This window comes from Blautia sp. SF-50, from assembly GCF_900101315.1.
In the GTDB taxonomy this organism is placed as follows: domain Bacteria; phylum Bacillota; class Clostridia; order Lachnospirales; family Lachnospiraceae; genus Blautia_A; species Blautia_A fusiformis.
In genome coordinates, this window is record NZ_FMUW01000005.1 from 22,447 (window position 1) to 40,330 (window position 17,884).

A 17,884-nucleotide genomic window follows, 5' to 3' on the forward strand; every position below is an offset into this window, starting at 1 on the left:
TTATTCACTTAACCGGATCAAGCAGCGACGCGGATTGCGGATATACGCTTGACCGACATCGGACAGATTTATGAAATCTCATTATACCATGTATTTCTGAAATCAGAAAGGCATATGCCTGTCGCAAAAATCATTGTATTTTGCAATAATATAAGATATAATTTCTCCGAAAAAAGGACATATTTGCTATGGATCCGAATGATTGACCGGAATTTTTACAGATAAAAGGAGAAATTTTTCATGATAAAAGTAATTGCAAGTGATATGGATGGCACACTTCTTGGTGATGACCATAGAATCGCACCGGAAACCCTTGCGGCGGTCAGGCGTGCCTGCGATGCGGGAATCCGCTTTATGGTTGCCACCGGCCGGAATTTCCCCGGTGCCATGGAGGAGCTGAAGGGAACAGAGCTGACCTGTGATTATGTGGTGAGCAGCGGTGCTGAAGTACGGAATCCGCAGCAGGAGGTTGTAAAGAGTACACCGATCTCTATTGAGCTGTGTGAGGAGGTCTACAATACGGCAAAAAAATACCCGGTATCTGTAGCATTTTTTACGGATCGCTATGATTACCGTATTGGAACAAAGAAAGAAATTGAAGACGGGATCATTCAGCAGATCCGTCTTTTCAATATGGACATAGATACCAGCGAGGAGATTGTACGGAAATCCCCGCAGTACCGCAGGATCGCCGGAAACACGAAAGGGATTTCCGATATCCGTTCCCTGGAGAGCAGCGGTGCGCCGATATATAAGATCTTCATTTTTGCGGCAGATGTGGAGCAGCTGGAGAAACTCAGCGATGAGCTGAAAGAAAATCCAGCCGTTGCAGTGGCTTCTTCCTTTATATATAATCAGGAGATTACAGCAGTAGAGGCGCAGAAAGGCCCGGTGCTGAAAGAATATATCGAGTCTCTGGGTTATACCATGGATGAGGTGATGGTCCTTGGTGACAGCCTTAATGATTATTCCATGATCTCCATGGATTTCGGCGCAACCGTTGCAATGGAAAATGCAGTTCCGGAGATCAAAAAGGCAGCAAAATACATCACAAAGAGCAACAATGAGTTTGGTGTGGCCTATGCTATCGATCAGGTTTTGGAACGCCAGGGAAAATAGTTTTTCCCCCTTTTGAAAAAGTGCCATATATATTATAATGTAGAAAGATGAATACAGAAAAGCGAAAGGCTTGCGTTCCGGTGTATGAAGCAGAGTGGAATGAGAAGTTTCGCTTTACAAAAAACACAGACAAAGAGAGGAAATCACGATGGAAAAAATGAAAAATGTTTATATTATGGATCACCCGCTGATCAAACACAAAATTTCAATGCTCCGTGATAAAAATACAGGAACAAACGAGTTCCGTAAACTGGTGGAGGAAATCGGAATCCTGATGGGATATGAGGCGCTTCGTGATCTTCCTACAGAGGAAGTGGAAATCGAGACACCGATAGAAACCTGTAAGACACCGATGATCTCAGGTAAGAAGCTGGCAGTGATCCCGGTCCTCCGTGCAGGACTTGGAATGGTAAACAGCATTCTCACACTGGTACCGTCTGCAAAGGTCGGACATGTGGGACTTTACCGTGATCCGGTAACACATGAGCCCCATGAGTATTACTGTAAGCTTCCTGAATCTATTGACGAGCGTATTTCAGTGATCGTTGATCCGATGCTTGCAACCGGCGGTTCTGCCGAAGCTGCCATTGATTTTGTCAAGAAACAGGGCGGAAAGAATATCAAGTTTATGTGCATCATCGCAGCTCCTGAGGGACTGAAACGACTTCACGAGGCACATCCGGATGTACAGATCTACTGTGGTTCCCTTGACAGAGAGCTCAATGAGAACGCATACATCTGCCCGGGACTTGGAGATGCCGGAGACCGTATTTTTGGTACTAAATAATTTTGAAAAAATCTTAAAAAATACTTGACACACCCGGCACTGTTATGGTATTGTACCTAAGAACGCTGCCGAAGACAGTAGGTGCCGTAAGGCATAAGGATCAAAACGCCTACCGAGGTCCAAGTATTCTGAGTTAAGATTACACAAGGCCTTATTGCGAAGCAGTAAGGTCTTTTTTTAAACAGATTGACTTATTGCGACGGCGGTATACAAAATCTATAAGGAGGTGTACCATTTCATGGCAAAAGTAGAACTGAAACAACCAATCGTAGAAGAGATCTCTAACAGCATTAAAGACGCACAGTCTGTTGTACTTGTAAACTACAGCGGTCTTACAGTTGAGCAGGATACAATTCTTCGTAAAGAGTTAAGAGAAGCTGGTGTTCAGTACAAGATATACAAGAATACCATGATGCGTCGTGCATTCGAGGGTACAGCATTTGAGAGCCTCAGTGATCATTTACATGGCACAAATGCGATCGCTATCTCCGAGACAGACGCAACTGCTCCGGCAAGAATCCTTGCTAAATATGCAAAACAGTTCCCGGCACTGGAGCTGATCGCAGGTGTAGTTGAAGGTAACTACAATGATCAGGCCGGAATTCAGGCACTGTCCACAATTCCTTCAAGAGAGGAACTTCTTGGAAAACTGCTTGGAAGTATGCAGTCTCCGATTGCAAACTTCGCTCGTGTGCTTAATCAGATCGCAGAGCAGAATGGCGGAGCTGACGCAGCAGCTGCTGAGTAATCCCAGCAACGTGCAATTGGCGGCATAACGACCGCATGATTATTAATTAAAATTTATAAATGGAGGGAAATTAAAATGGCAAAATTAACAACAGAAGAATTTATTGCAGCAATCAAAGAATTATCTGTATTAGAGTTAAATGACCTTGTAAAAGCTTGTGAGGAAGAGTTCGGCGTTTCCGCAGCAGCAGGTGTTGTTGTAGCAGCAGCAGGTGCAGCAGGCGAGGCAGCTGAGGAGAAAGATGAGTTTGACGTAGAGCTTACAGAGGTTGGCGCTAACAAAGTTAAAGTTATCAAAGTTGTTCGTGAGGTTACAGGTCTTGGACTTAAAGAGGCTAAAGCTATCGTTGATGGTGCTCCGAAGGTTGTTAAAGAGGGCGCATCCAAAGCTGAGGCTGAGGACATCAAAACTAAACTTGAGGCTGAGGGAGCTAAGGTTACACTTAAATAATCCGATCAGATCAGAAGTTTTAAAGGCTGTTGTGCCTGCCGGTTTACCGGCGGCACAGCAGCCTTTTTTAGTGAAAAAATCCAGGGTAAATCTTGCTTTTTGAAGAAAAAGAAAGGATAATAAAGGAGACAGGAAAGGATGGATGGAATATGAAACGAAAAATAATGGCCTGTATCCTTGCTGCTGCTTTGGGAATCACAGGAGTTTCTTTTCCGACGGCAGCCAAGACAGTGTCTGTCGGAAAAAATGTAAAAAATATAACTGTAAACGTGAAAAATCCTCTGGATGAACTTCGGGCTCAGGAAGCTGCAATGCAGCAGCAGGAGGAGCTTGAAGAAGAGGAAAATATGCCAGAACAGGATCTGGATCCGCTTGTGCTGGATAACGATGGCAGTGTGGTTCCTGCATCACAGGCATCCTGGACAAAAATAGAGTCAGGTGCTGTAGAAGCAGTGGATGTATCAGAGGCACCGGGGGATGAGGAAATATCGGAAAATTCAACTGAAGACACATTTTCAGATGGAAGCACAGATGGAGATTTTGACACAAATAAGAATATTTCTGACAATGCAGCAACGGAAGCTGGCAGTGAGGATATTCAGACAGCAGATGGCAGTATCAGCGGAGAATTGCCGGCAGATTTTTCCGAAGGAACGGAGAACGGCGATAACGGTTCCGAAGAACTTCAGCTTCAGCAGGAAAATGGTAATGTAGAAAACGTCGCAGAGCCGGATAATAATAAAGCTGATGAAGGCGCAGGTCAGGCACAGACTGATTTTACAGATGATGCCAATGCTGCTGGGGATTTTTCCGCAGGAGATGCTTCAGATGGAGAACTTGGAACTTATCAGACTGTGACTCTGGAAGTTGAGGAAGGACAGGATATCACAGCACCCTTGAACACACTGTTTCTTGAACTGAAAGATCAGGCCACAGATGAAAATCCCTGCAAGATCATAATTCCACCGGGAAATTATGAACTGACAGGTACACTTTGCATGTACAGTAATATGTACTTATATGCAAGAGACGCTAATATTACAAAAACGTCTACCACCAAACATCTGATCCTCCGTCTTGGAAATACCAAAGATTCAGAAGGCGGATATGATGGATATCGCAACATTGTGATCGATGGAGGAACCTGGGACTACAATTATCAGTGTGTGGAAAATAAGGATGCACCAGGCGGATTTGTGGGATTTTGCATTGGACATGCTACGAATGTTACGATTAAAAATGCTACATTTCTTAATAATCTGAAATCTCATTTTCTGGAATTTGGCGGAGTGAAAAATGCCAAGATCACAGGCTGTACATTCAGTGGCTATTATAAGAATTATGTGGAAGGCGGACAGGAATGTATTCAGATCGACTGCTGTACAGATGAGAGCAATGTTTTTCCGCAGTACAGACCTTATGATGGAACGACCTGTGAAGATTTTGTGATCGATGGAAATGTGTTCGAAGATGTCTTTACAGGGCTGGGAACGCACAGTATGATGTCCGGAAAAACATATAAAAGGATCACAGTTACGAATAATACTTTCCATAATGTAAAAAAACGCTGTATAAGGTTTATGAATTATGAAGATTCTACAGCAGAAAATAATACCATGGTAAATGTGGGAAATGGAGTGGACATTTCTTCTGTGAGCAGCAATACACACCAGACGCCAGGCTATGATGATGGGCCGGACATGCTGAAAAACGGGAATCTTCGTGTGGCAGGAAACTACATCAGTCTTGCCAGAACTACCAGCATTGGTGGAATTGCATGGATCTGCAGTGGTATAAAAGTTTCAGGCTATAATATGAAAAAAGATGGAGCTGTGCTCCCTAAAAAGATATATCCGGTGAAAGGTGTGACTGTAGAAGATAATCAGATCAGCGGATATGGAAACGGAATCAGCATGTCTCTTACTGACACAGATACCGTAATAGATAATCAGGTAACAATGAAAAAAACTTCTTCATATTCCAATTTTGGGATTTATGCCCAGGATTCCAGAGGAAGCGTTATCAGCAGGAATACAGTGTCCGGAACTGCAAATACGGGAATTTATCTCTCCGGTTCTGTCTATGCAGCAGGATCAGAACAGAGAAATCTTGTAGAGCAGAATACTGTTTCTGGAGCAGGCGGAGATGGAATTTATCTGCAATCTGTAAATACTTCATCCACTGCACAGAAGAATACTGTTAAATCAGCGGTCGGCTCGGGAATACGTGTAAATGCAGGAAAGAACAATAATGTTCTTGGTAATACCTGTTTATCTAACAAAAATCATGGCGTGAAAATTGAGTATGTGGTCGGCGGAGTCAGGGTAAAAAGCAATCGTGTGACATCAAATGCAAAAAGTGGTATTTTGCTCTGGAAATCAAAAGTATCCGAAGTATCAGGAAACCGTGCGGAGAAAAATACGGGGAATGGTGTTTATGCATATGCATCTGTAATACCGGTCATGAAAAAGAATACATTTTGTGAAAACGGAAAGGTTCAGGCGGTATATGTAAAAAGCTGCAAAGGATGGACCGGCATCAACCGTCCTTCATGCAGAGCTGTTACATCAAGAAGTACAGCTATAAGCGGAACTGCATCAGGCAGCCAGACAGTTATTGCCTATGCGCGGCGTTCCGGAAAACAGACAAAGCTGGGTGTATCATCCGTAAACAAAAAGAAACAGTACGTTATTAAAATAAAGAAGCAAAAGAAGAATACTGCTCTGAAACTTGTCTCAAAAGATAAATACGGAAATACAGTAACAGTAAATACTGTTGTGAAGTAAGTATGTGTGATAAAAAAAGATTCTGTTCCGGATATCCATACATCGTATGTATAGAAGGAACAGAATCTTTTTTTTGAAAAATGTAAAAAAATCAAAAAAAGTGCTTGACACACTTTTTTTCTTATGTTAAAGTGGAGGATGCTATATTATGGCTAGATATGCCTGCCTAAAGGTCAGGCGGGATCATGTTGTAATAAATAATAAAAAAACAGGGGTGAAACGTCAATGGAAAAAAACAGAATTCGTTCTGTAAAAACTGGAAAAAGCATGCGTATGAGCTACCAGAGACAAAAAGAAGTCCTGGAAATGCCAAACCTGATCGAAGTTCAGAAAGATTCCTACCAGTGGTTTCTTGACGAAGGTTTAAAAGAAGTATTTGATGATATTTCTCCGATCGCAGATTACGGCGGAAAGCTCAGTCTGGAATTCATCGATTTCACATACGATGAAAAAGATGCAAAATATTCCATCGAGCAGTGTAAAGAACGTGACGTGACTTATGCCGCACCTTTGAAGGTTCGAGTAAGGCTGATCAATAAGGAAACAGAAGAGATCAACGAGCACGAGATTTTCATGGGAGATTTACCGCTGATGACAGCTACGGGTACCTTTGTTATCAATGGTGCTGAGCGTGTTATTGTCAGCCAGTTAGTACGTTCCCCTGGAATCTACTACGCGATCGCTCATGATAAGCTTGGTAAGAGACTGTTTTCCAGTACTGTAATTCCGAACAGAGGTGCATGGCTGGAGTACGAGACAGATTCAAATGATGTATTTTATGTACGTGTAGACAGAACAAGAAAGGTTCCGATCACTGTTCTGATCCGTGCACTGGGCATTGGAACCAATGCTGAGATCATTGATCTGTTTGGTGAAGAGCCAAAGATCCTTGCCAGCTTTACAAAGGATACCTCCACAAACTATCAGGAAGGTCTCCTTGAGCTGTATAAGAAGATCCGTCCGGGCGAGCCGCTTGCAGTAGAGAGCGCAGAGAGCCTGATCATGGCAATGTTCTTCGATCCGAGAAGATATGACCTTGCCAAAGTCGGACGTTATAAATTTAATAAGAAGCTTCATTTCAATAAACGTATCGTAGGCCACAAGCTTTCCCAGGATGTTGTAGATACAACAACAGGTGAGATCCTTGCTGAGGCTGAGACACTTGTTACAAAAGAGCTTGCTGATACATTACAGAATTCCGCAGTTCCGTACGTATGGATCCAGGGTGAGGAGAGAGAGATCAAAGTCCTTTCCAGCCTTATGGTTGATATCCGTCACTATCTGCCGGAGCTTGAGGATCCGAAGTCCCTGGGTGTTACAGAATTAGTATACTACCCAGTGCTCGAAAAAATTCTGGAAGAAAATGACACATTTGAGGACAGATGTGATGCGATCAAACGTGATATCCACGACCTGATCCCGAAACACATCACCAAGGAAGATATCCTTGCGTCCATTAACTACAATATGCATCTGGAGTATGGCCTTGGTAACGATGATGATATCGACCACCTGGGCAACCGTCGTATCCGTGCTGTCGGTGAGCTGCTTCAGAATCAGTACCGCATCGGTCTTTCCAGACTTGAGCGTGTGGTACGTGAGAGAATGACAACACAGGACACAGAGAGTATTTCTCCGCAGTCCCTGATCAATATCAAACCTGTAACTGCAGCAGTAAAAGAGTTCTTCGGTTCTTCTCAGCTGTCACAGTTCATGGATCAGAACAACCCGCTTGGAGAGCTGACTCACAAGAGAAGACTTTCCGCACTGGGACCTGGCGGTCTGTCACGAGACAGAGCCGGATTCGAGGTTCGAGACGTACATTATTCCCACTATGGAAGAATGTGCCCGATCGAGACTCCTGAGGGACCGAACATCGGTCTTATCAACTCCCTTGCATCCTATGCAAGGATCAATCAGTACGGCTTCGTAGAGGCTCCGTACAGAAAGATTGACAAAACAGATCCTTCCAACCCGCGTGTAACCGATGAGGTTGTATATATGACAGCGGATGAGGAAGATAATTACCATGTAGCACAGGCGAATGAGCCGCTGGATGAAGAGGGACACTTCATTCATAAGAACGTTTCCGGTCGTTACCGCGAGGAGACACAGGAGTACGAGCAGCACATGTTCGATTACATGGATGTATCTCCACGAATGGTATTCTCCGTTGCTACAGCCTTGATCCCGTTCCTGCAGAACGATGATGCGAACCGTGCGCTGATGGGATCCAACATGCAGCGTCAGGCCGTTCCGCTTCTTACAACAGAGGCTCCGGTTGTTGGTACAGGTATGGAAACCAAGACAGCTGTTGACTCCGGTGTATGCGTTGTTGCAAGAAAAGCAGGTACAGTACTTCGTTCCACATCTACAGATATCTCTATCAAGAATGATGACGGAACAAAAGATGATTATCATCTGACTAAATTCATGCGAAGCAACCAGAGCAACTGCTACAACCAGAGACCGATCGTGTTCCAGGGTGAGCATGTTGAGGCAGGACAGGTTATCGCGGATGGCCCGTCTACATCCAATGGTGAGCTTGCACTTGGTAAGAACCCGCTGATCGGATTTATGACCTGGGAGGGTTATAACTACGAGGATGCTGTTCTTCTTAGTGAGAAACTGGTACAGAATGATGTTTATACATCTGTCCATATTGAGGAATATGAGGCAGAATCCCGTGATACCAAGCTGGGACCGGAAGAGATCACACGTGACGTTCCGGGTGTCGGCGATGACGCTCTGAAGGATCTGGATGAGCGCGGTATCATCCGTATCGGTGCTGAGGTACGTGCCGGTGATATCCTTGTCGGTAAGGTTACTCCTAAGGGAGAGACTGAGCTTACTGCTGAGGAGCGTCTCCTTCGTGCTATCTTCGGTGAGAAGGCAAGAGAGGTACGTGATACTTCCCTTAAGGTACCGCACGGTGAGTATGGTATTATCGTAGATGCCAAGGTATTTACAAGAGAGAACGGCGATGAGCTGAGCCCTGGAGTAAATCAGGCAGTACGCATTTATATTGCACAGAAGAGAAAGATCTCCGTTGGTGATAAGATGGCTGGTCGTCATGGTAACAAGGGTGTCGTTTCCCGTGTACTTCCTGTTGAGGATATGCCATTCCTTCCAAACGGACGTCCTCTTGATATCGTACTGAATCCTCTGGGTGTACCTTCCCGAATGAACATCGGACAGGTCCTGGAGATCCACTTGAGCCTTGCTGCCAAAGCACTTGGCTTCAATATTGCAACACCTGTATTCGATGGCGCAAACGAGGTTGATATCCAGGATACTCTGGAGCTTGCCAACGATTATGTTAATACGGAAGACTTTGAGGAATTCCGTGAGAAATATAAAGACATCCTTGCACCGGATGTTATGCAGTATCTCGATGAGAATAAAGCTCACAGAGCACTCTGGAAGGGCGTTCCGATCTCCAGAGACGGTAAGGTAAGACTTCGTGACGGACGAACAGGCGAGTACTTCGACAGCCCTGTAACTATCGGTCACATGCACTACCTGAAGCTGCATCATCTGGTAGATGATAAGATCCATGCACGTTCCACAGGTCCATACTCCCTGGTAACACAGCAGCCTCTGGGTGGTAAAGCTCAGTTCGGTGGACAGCGTTTCGGAGAGATGGAGGTTTGGGCACTGGAGGCATATGGTGCTTCCTACACACTGCAGGAGATCCTGACAGTGAAGTCTGATGATGTGATCGGACGTGTTAAGACCTATGAAGCGATCATCAAAGGTGACAACATTCCTGAGCCAGGTATTCCTGAGTCCTTTAAGGTACTTCTTAAAGAGCTTCAGTCTCTTGGTCTGGATGTACGTGTGCTCAGCGAAGACGGATCAGAGGTACACATTATGGAAACCTCTGATTACGGAGATACTGATCTTCGTCATGTCATCGAGGGCGATTCCAGAGGACGCAGAGATGAGGAGTCCTTCGGTAAACACGGCTACACCAAGCAGGAGTTCAGCGGAGAAGAGCTTGTCAATGTAGAAGAAGATGAGGACATGGAAGACGAAGATGATATGATCGAGTTTGAAGAGTCCTTTGATGATGAGGAATAAGAAAGGGGAAAGAATACATGGCAGAAACAACCAACGCCAATGAAACATATCAGCCAATGACTTTCGATGCCATCAAGATCGGACTGGCGTCCCCTGAGAAGATCAGAGAGTGGTCACACGGTGAGGTTTTAAAACCTGAAACGATCAACTACAGAACCTTGAAGCCTGAGAAGGATGGTCTTTTCTGTGAAAGGATTTTCGGACCGAGCAAGGACTGGGAGTGCCACTGTGGAAAGTACAAAAAAATTCGCTATAAAGGCGTTGTCTGCGACAGATGCGGTGTTGAAGTAACCAAATCTGCCGTTCGTAGAGAGCGTATGGGACACATCGAGCTTGCAGCTCCGGTGTCTCATATCTGGTACTTTAAAGGAATTCCGTCCCGTATGGGTCTGATCCTTGATATTTCTCCGAGAACACTGGAGAAAGTGCTTTACTTTGCTAACTATATCGTTCTGGATCCTGCAGATTCCGGACTTATGTACAAACAGGTACTCACCGAGCGTGAGTACCAGGAAGCACGTGAGTCTTACGGAGAAGGATTCCGTGTAGGTATGGGTGCCGAGTCCATCATGGAGCTCCTTCAGGCTATCGATCTTGAAAAAGATTCTGAAGAACTGAAGGCAGAGCTTGTGGACGCAACAGGCCAGAAGCGTGCAAGGATCATCAAACGTCTTGAGGTTGTGGAGTCCTTCCGTGAGTCCGGCAACCGTCCTGAGTGGATGATCATGACCGTTATCCCGGTTATCCCGCCGGATCTTCGTCCTATGGTACAGCTGGACGGAGGACGTTTTGCAACATCTGACCTGAATGATCTTTACAGAAGGATCATCAACAGAAACAACCGTCTGAAAAGACTTCTGGAGCTTGGTGCTCCGGATATCATTGTCCGCAACGAGAAGCGTATGCTGCAGGAGGCTGTAGATGCCCTGATCGATAACGGACGCCGCGGACGTCCTGTAACAGGCCCTGGAAACAGAGCTCTGAAATCCCTTTCCGATATGCTGAAGGGTAAATCCGGACGTTTCCGTCAGAACCTTCTCGGTAAACGAGTTGACTATTCCGGACGTTCTGTAATCGTCGTAGGACCTGAACTGAAGATCTATCAGTGTGGTCTTCCGAAGGAGATGGCTATCGAGCTGTTCAAACCTTTCGTTATGAAAGAGCTTGTTGCCAACGGAACTTCCCACAACATCAAAAATGCCAAGAAAATGGTAGAGAAGCTTGAGCCGGCAGTATGGGATGTCCTTGAGGACGTCATTAAGGAGCATCCGGTTATGCTGAACCGTGCACCTACACTGCATCGTCTGGGTATCCAGGCATTCGAGCCGATCCTTGTAGAAGGTAAGGCGATCAAGCTTCATCCGCTTGTTTGTACCGCGTTCAACGCTGACTTCGATGGTGACCAGATGGCTGTACATCTTCCGCTTTCCCAGGAAGCACAGGCAGAGTGCCGTTTCCTTCTGTTATCACCGAACAACCTTCTGAAACCGTCAGATGGTGGTCCTGTAGCCGTTCCTTCACAGGATATGGTCCTTGGTATCTACTACCTGACACAGGAAAGACCTGGAAACAAGGGTGAGGGCAAGTTCTTTAAGAGCGTCAACGAGGCAATTCTTGCATATGAGAACAAGGTCATCACACTCCAGACAAAGATCATTGTCCATTGTCATAAGACAATGCCGGACGGAACTGTTTTAAGCGGCAATGTTCAGTCCACACTGGGACGTTTCCTGTTCAACGAGATCCTTCCGCAGGACCTTGGATTTGTGGACAGAAGCGTACCTGGAAACGAACTGCTTCTTGAGGTTGATTTCCTTGTAGGTAAGAAACAGCTGAAGCAGATCCTTGAAAAGGTTATCAATACTCACGGTGCAACAAAGACAGCCGAGGTACTTGACTCCGTTAAGTCTATGGGTTACAAATACTCCACACGTGCAGCCATGACCGTATCCATTTCCGATATGACCGTGCCGCCGCAGAAGCCGGAGATGATCAAGCAGGCTCAGGATACTGTTGACCGTATCACAAAGAACTACAAACGTGGTCTTATCACAGAGGAAGAGCGTTACAAAGAGGTTGTTGATACCTGGAAGAAGACCGATGATGAGCTTACAAAGGCACTTCTTACAGGTCTTGATAAGTACAACAACATCTTCATGATGGCTGACTCCGGAGCCCGTGGTTCCGATAAGCAGATCAAACAGCTTGCCGGAATGCGAGGACTGATGGCTGATACAACCGGTCATACCATCGAGCTCCCGATCAAGTCGAACTTCCGTGAAGGTCTTGACGTACTGGAGTACTTCATGTCCGCTCATGGAGCTCGTAAAGGTCTTTCTGATACCGCTCTTCGTACAGCCGATTCCGGATACCTGACAAGACGACTTGTTGACGTATCCCAGGATCTGATCGTTCGTGAGGCGGACTGCTGTGAGAACAGAGCAGAGATCTCCGGTATGGTCGTTCGTGGATTCATGGACGGAAAAGAAGAGATCGAGAGCCTTCAGGAGCGTATCACAGGACGTTTCTCCTGTGAGACAGTTAAGAATAAAGACGGAGAAATCCTTGTTAAAGCAAACCACATGATCACACCGAAGCGTGCAGCCCGTATCATGAAAGAGGGCGTAAGCAACCAGACAGGCGGACCGATCGACAAACTGAAGATCCGTACCATCCTTTCCTGTAAGTGCAAGGTTGGTGTCTGCGCAAAATGTTATGGTGCGAACATGGCTACCGGTGAGCCGGTACAGGTTGGTGAGTCTGTTGGTATCATCGCAGCACAGTCTATCGGTGAGCCAGGTACACAGCTGACCATGCGTACTTTCCATACCGGTGGTGTTGCCGGTGGAGATATCACACAGGGTCTTCCTCGTGTCGAGGAGCTTTTTGAGGCAAGAAAGCCGAAAGGTCTTGCGATCATCACAGAGATCCCAGGTGTTGCCACGATCAACGACACTAAGAAGAAACGTGAGATCATCGTAAACGATCCGGAGACAGGCGATTCCAAGACTTACCTGATCCCATACGGTTCTCGTATCAAAGTCCTTGATGGACAGGTTCTTGAGGCCGGCGATGAGCTGACAGAAGGTAGTGTAAATCCGCATGATATCCTGAGAATCAAGGGTGTGCGTGCAGTTCAGGATTACATGATCCGTGAGGTTCAGCGTGTATATCGTCTGCAGGGTGTTGAGATCAACGATAAGCATATCGAGGTTATCGTTCATCAGATGCTGAAGAAGATCCGTATCGAGGATAACGGAGATACAGAGTTCCTGCCAGGAACACTTGTTGATGTCCTTGATGTTGAGGAAGTTAACGAGAAACTTGAGGCAGAGGGCAAACAGCCGGCAGAGGGAAAACAGGTTATGCTTGGTATTACCAAAGCATCCCTTGCTACAAACTCCTTCCTGTCAGCAGCCTCCTTCCAGGAAACAACAAAAGTCCTGACAGAGGCTGCTATCAAAGGTAAGATCGATCCGCTGATTGGTCTGAAAGAGAACGTTATCATCGGTAAGCTGATTCCTGCAGGTACAGGTATGAAGCGTTACAGTGAGATCAGTCTTGACACAGGAATGCCGGAGGTAAAAACAGCTTCCGAGGAGCCTGAGGATACAGAGGAAATTTCCGTAGAGGAAGAGAAGACTGAGACTGCTCCGGAGGAAGAGACCATTGCTGTTGAAGAGACAGCAGAGGAAACTGCACCGGTAGAAGAATAAGTCGATATACCTTGCTAATATAAATAAATCTCCCCCCGGAAATCCGGAGGGAGATTTCTGTTTATAAGCAGGGATTTTCTGAGAGAGGAGGGATTGCGATGGACAAGGAACTGCCAATTTCCCCGTGGCCGGAATGGAAGATCGTAAGCAAGATCGGGGAAGGCTCTTTTGGAAGAGTGTATAAAGCTCAGAGAACTGAGAAGGGACGTTCTTTTTACTCGGCAATTAAGATAATCACAATCCCCGCCAGTAAAGGGGAGCTGGACAGTGTGCGCTCAGAATCCGGTGATGAAAAATCTGTCCGCGGTTATTTTGAAAATCTGGTGGAGGAGTGCATTCAGGAAGTAAGCACCATGGAGTATTTCCGGGGAAATTCCCATATTGTATCTGTAGAGGATTACAAGGTGATGGAATATCTGGACGAGATCGGATGGGATATTTTTATCCGCATGGAATATCTCACAAGCTTCATGGAATATTATGCGGGAAAAAATCTCACAGAAAAAGAAGTGATGAAGCTGGGTATCGATCTTTGCAGATCACTGGAATACTGTGGGCAGCTTCACATCATCCACAGGGATATCAAACCTGAGAATATTTTTGTATCCAGGTTCGGGGATTTCAAACTGGGGGACTTTGGAATCGCCAGAGAACTGGAAAAAACTATGAGTACCCTTTCCAAAAAGGGAACTTATTCCTATATGGCGCCGGAGATGTACAGGGGAGAACAGTACGACAGCAGAGTGGACATTTATGCACTTGGCTTGGTGTTATATAAACTGATGAATCATAACAGGCTTCCGTTTCTGAATCTTGAAAAACAGCTGATCACATACAGAGATAAGGAAAACGCACTCACGAGGAGGATGTCAGGCGAAACACCGCCACCACCTGTGGATGCAGGAGAGGCTTTCGGCTCCGTTATCTTAAAAGCCTGTGCTTATGATGCAAAAGAACGATATCAGACTCCTGAGAAGTTTCGGGAAGCACTGGAAGAAATCCGGTATGGAGCAGCAAACAGAGAACAGGGAGTTCATGAGAAACCGAAACCAGTGGAGGAAAGACCTGTTCCGGAGTCCATGCCGAAGTTTCTCCAGGAGGGTGCAGCCAGACAGCTGGCAAGAACGAGTCAGCTGAATACGGATGCGATCCGTCAGGCACGTAAAAATCCTGTGCCGGTATCCATACAGCCGGATAAACCGATAGCCGGAGAAATAGCAAAAAATGCAGCCCGGAATACGCCAAAGGCTCAGAGCACAATACAGAAGCCTCAGAAATCTGCATCCGGAAAAACAGCATCCGAAAAGGATAGCCTGTCCGGTTATCCGTCAGGACGTTCCCGTCAGTCAGATCCCGGTATAAGAAAAACCGGAGCTGTAAAGCCCAGAGTTACCTCTATCACAGATCTGGAAGACGACCGTGACCAGAATCTCCAGGAGTGGGAAGGATCCGTACCAGAGAATGACGGAAATGACGATGACAGAAGGAAACGGAAAGGTATTTTCAGAATGCTTATAACAGCCGGGATCCTTGTTGTGCTGATCGGCGGGATCCTTGCGGTACGAACGATACGGAAACCTGTGGATAACGGGGAACCTTCGTATACAGATTCCGATGATTCTGATGCTCTGAACAAAGGAAATTTCGGTACTGCAGACAATTCGGATAAAAGTTTCGCACAGGCAATGGAAACGATACGTGACCATGCGACAACCATAGAAAATGCTCTGGACAGCTATAGACGTGAAGGTACAGAGGGGGATCGCCTGCGCTTTTATAATGGATCAGGAGAGATCGCCAAAGTACTTGTATATCCCGGCAGTTCCGCAGATGGCGTTTATGAGGAATATTTTTACTGGGGCGAGCAGATGTTTTATACTTATGTATGGGACGGAGATGAGAAGCAGTATTTTTATTATCAGGACGGCCTTCTGATCCGATGGATCGATGCAGATGGTAAGGTTCATGATAAAGAGAGCGATAACGACAAATATGTAGAACTGGGAGACAAATACTGGAGTAATTCTGTAGTGGAGCTTCAGCAGTAATGTCGAAGGGTTTTTACGAAAGGAAAAAGAATGGCCTATCAGATTGATTATGCGTATACATGTCACACCGGAAAGGTGAGGACAAATAATGAGGATAATTTCTGGTGCTGCGGAGTGCGCCTGCCGGTGCACAACCAGGGGGTTGACGGAATCCTGGCAGGTCATACACAGCACTGGCAGCTTCCAATGCTGGCTGTTTTTGACGGCATGGGCGGAGAAAGCTGCGGTGAAATGGCAGCTTCTGCAGCTGTGGAAGCGCTGGGAGGCTTCTATGAAGAAAACAAAAAGACCCTGAAAAAAGAGCCTGTGGTTTTTCTGACAGAAGCCTGCGAAAATATGAATGAGGCAGTATGTCGCTACAACAATGAAAACTGTATCAGAAGCATGGGAACAACCATGGCACTTTTGTCTTTCAGTGAAAAGGCGATCTATGCCTGCAACCTTGGGGATAGCCGTATCTACCGTCATTTTCAGGGGAAGTTTCAGCAGATTTCCACGGACCATGTGATCGGCGGAAAAATGCTGGGAAAAGCTCCGCTGACGCAGTATCTGGGCTTCCAGGAAGAAAACATGGCACTGGAGCCTTCTATCGTGGAGATCGGTTATCAGCCGGGAAGCTCGTATCTGATCTGTTCAGATGGAGTGACAGACATGCTTTCTGATCAGGAGCTTCAGAAGATCCTTGACGGGACAGAAACCGCAGAAGAAAAAGTAGGTAAGATCCTGGAACAGGCATTGGAAAGAGGCGGCAGAGATAATGTGACACTGGTCCTTGCACAGATCAGCGGCTATGAAGAAAAAAATATTCTCAAACGCTGGGCAGAGCGCCACAGTACCGGACGGTAATAAACCCGGGGAGTAAGAAAAGGGATAAGGAGAAAATTTGCGATGAGAAATCGAATGCAGGATCTTGATTTTGAACAGACAGTTGCCTTCGATTCAGTGAAGGACTTTGAATTTACAAGAAAGGCGGCACAGAAGTTCCGCCAGGTTGTCAGTCTGGATTCCTTTGAGGATGAGGATGCAGATGTTATTTTTCATTATCTTTACAAGGAAATGGAACTGGTTTCCTTTGGTGACTATCTGAAACGATATGTGTATGAGCGTGCAGAGCTTGAGGAGCCTTTTTCCCAGGTGCCGCAGGAAGTCTACAGAGAGATCGTTGTGGAATCCTTCAAGGAAACCTACACACCGAAATCCATGTCACCTACATCAGCCAAGCTGAGTTCTCTGGTGAATAACTGGCTGACTCAGGCATCTGTGAAGCGTGAAACAGTTTTTCTGCTGGGGTTCGGACTTCGGATGAGTACAGAGGATGTTTCAGATTTTCTGACCCGGGTGCTTCGTGAGCAGGATTTTGATTTCCATAATCCGGAAGAAGTGATCTACTGGTATTGTTACCGGAATCATCTTGGCTATTATAAAGCGGAGGAATATAAAGAAACTTACAAACAGATGACTCCGGTGGAAAAAAAGACCGGAGAGATCGTGTATGGCACAGGGCTTTGTCTGGACAGTGAAGAAAAGCTTCTGGAATATCTGGCTTTTCTGAAAGGAAGACATGATGATCCGAAATCAGAGAAGAGCCAGGCTTTTCAGGAATTTATGATCCTTCTGGAGCGGGCAAGGAAGATCATTGCAGCCATGTATCAGGAAGATGAGGAAGAAAACGGTGGCAAAAAAATCTGGAAGCCTGAGAATATCAGTGCTTCGGATCTGGAAAAGGTTATCTGCAGCGGGATCCCTATTAATAAAATGGGAAATCTCAAAAAGATGTCTGCATCCATTCTGGCAAAGCATTTCAGCCAGAAGCGCTTCAGCCGCCAGAGGATCAACAATATCCTGAACCATAAATTTCCGGTGGAGCGGTTTGATCTGATCACGCTGGAGTTTTTTGTGATCTCTCAGGAGATGGCAGAGGATGATCCGTATACGAGATATCGCCATTTCCTGGAGGAGATCCAGGAGATCCTGGCCCGCTGCGAAATGAGTGAGATCTACATAGTGAATCCATATGAGTGCTTTCTTCTGATGTGCCTGCTGACAGACTGTCCGCTGGCAGTATTTTCCGAGATTTGGGAAAAATCCTATGAAGAGGGAGAAGAAAAGAACTGAAAAAAGGATGATGCGTTTCGGTGACGCATCAT

At 45.9% G+C, this 17,884-nt stretch carries 10 protein-coding genes and 1 other annotated feature; all 10 genes read left to right on the forward strand.

The annotated features are described in order from the left end of the window. The first annotated feature begins 240 nt into the window (after window positions 1–240). The 10 genes from BLP57_RS04455 (at window position 241) to BLP57_RS04500 (ending at window position 17,852) form a co-directional block, all read left to right on the forward strand. Window positions 241–1,119, forward strand: a complete 879-nt coding sequence (locus tag BLP57_RS04455) for a Cof-type HAD-IIB family hydrolase (protein WP_092069709.1) — start codon at window positions 241–243, stop codon at window positions 1,117–1,119. A 157-nt stretch (window positions 1,120–1,276) separates the two neighbouring features. Next, entirely contained in the window at window positions 1,277–1,906 is a 630-nt protein-coding gene (gene upp, locus BLP57_RS04460; RefSeq protein ID WP_044961929.1) for a uracil phosphoribosyltransferase, read from the forward strand. Between the two features lie 50 nt (window positions 1,907–1,956). Continuing rightward, window positions 1,957–2,093 (forward strand) — a sequence feature (ribosomal protein L10 leader region). Window positions 2,094–2,144: 51 nt separating this feature from the next. After that, complete coding sequence (gene rplJ / locus BLP57_RS04465; protein ID WP_092069712.1) at window positions 2,145–2,654, forward strand: 50S ribosomal protein L10; 510 nt, start codon at window positions 2,145–2,147, stop codon at window positions 2,652–2,654. Between the two features lie 75 nt (window positions 2,655–2,729). Beyond that, window positions 2,730–3,104 (forward strand): 50S ribosomal protein L7/L12, encoded by a 375-nt coding sequence (gene rplL / locus BLP57_RS04470; RefSeq protein ID WP_015526302.1) that lies wholly within the window; start codon window positions 2,730–2,732, stop codon window positions 3,102–3,104. Window positions 3,105–3,253: 149 nt separating this feature from the next. Then, window positions 3,254–5,890: a right-handed parallel beta-helix repeat-containing protein gene (locus BLP57_RS04475; protein ID WP_139148824.1), complete on the forward strand. Its 2,637-nt coding sequence runs from the start codon at window positions 3,254–3,256 to the stop codon at window positions 5,888–5,890. Window positions 5,891–6,115: 225 nt separating this feature from the next. Beyond that, on the forward strand, window positions 6,116–9,973 hold the full coding sequence (gene rpoB / locus BLP57_RS04480) for a DNA-directed RNA polymerase subunit beta (RefSeq protein WP_021652198.1): 3,858 nt from the start codon (window positions 6,116–6,118) through the stop codon (window positions 9,971–9,973). A 17-nt stretch (window positions 9,974–9,990) separates the two neighbouring features. Further along, window positions 9,991–13,689, forward strand: a complete 3,699-nt coding sequence (gene rpoC, locus BLP57_RS04485; protein WP_015526299.1) for a DNA-directed RNA polymerase subunit beta' — start codon at window positions 9,991–9,993, stop codon at window positions 13,687–13,689. Window positions 13,690–13,787: 98 nt separating this feature from the next. Further along, window positions 13,788–15,737, forward strand: coding sequence for a serine/threonine protein kinase (locus tag BLP57_RS04490; protein ID WP_092069716.1), 1,950 nt, complete (start codon window positions 13,788–13,790; stop codon window positions 15,735–15,737). 30 nt (window positions 15,738–15,767) lie between these two features. Continuing rightward, on the forward strand, window positions 15,768–16,583 hold the full coding sequence (locus BLP57_RS04495; protein WP_092069719.1) for a PP2C family protein-serine/threonine phosphatase: 816 nt from the start codon (window positions 15,768–15,770) through the stop codon (window positions 16,581–16,583). 42 nt (window positions 16,584–16,625) lie between these two features. Continuing rightward, a complete protein-coding gene (locus tag BLP57_RS04500) occupies window positions 16,626–17,852 on the forward strand; it encodes a hypothetical protein (RefSeq protein WP_015526296.1) in 1,227 nt (408 codons plus the stop codon). Window positions 17,853–17,884: the final 32 nt, after the last annotated feature.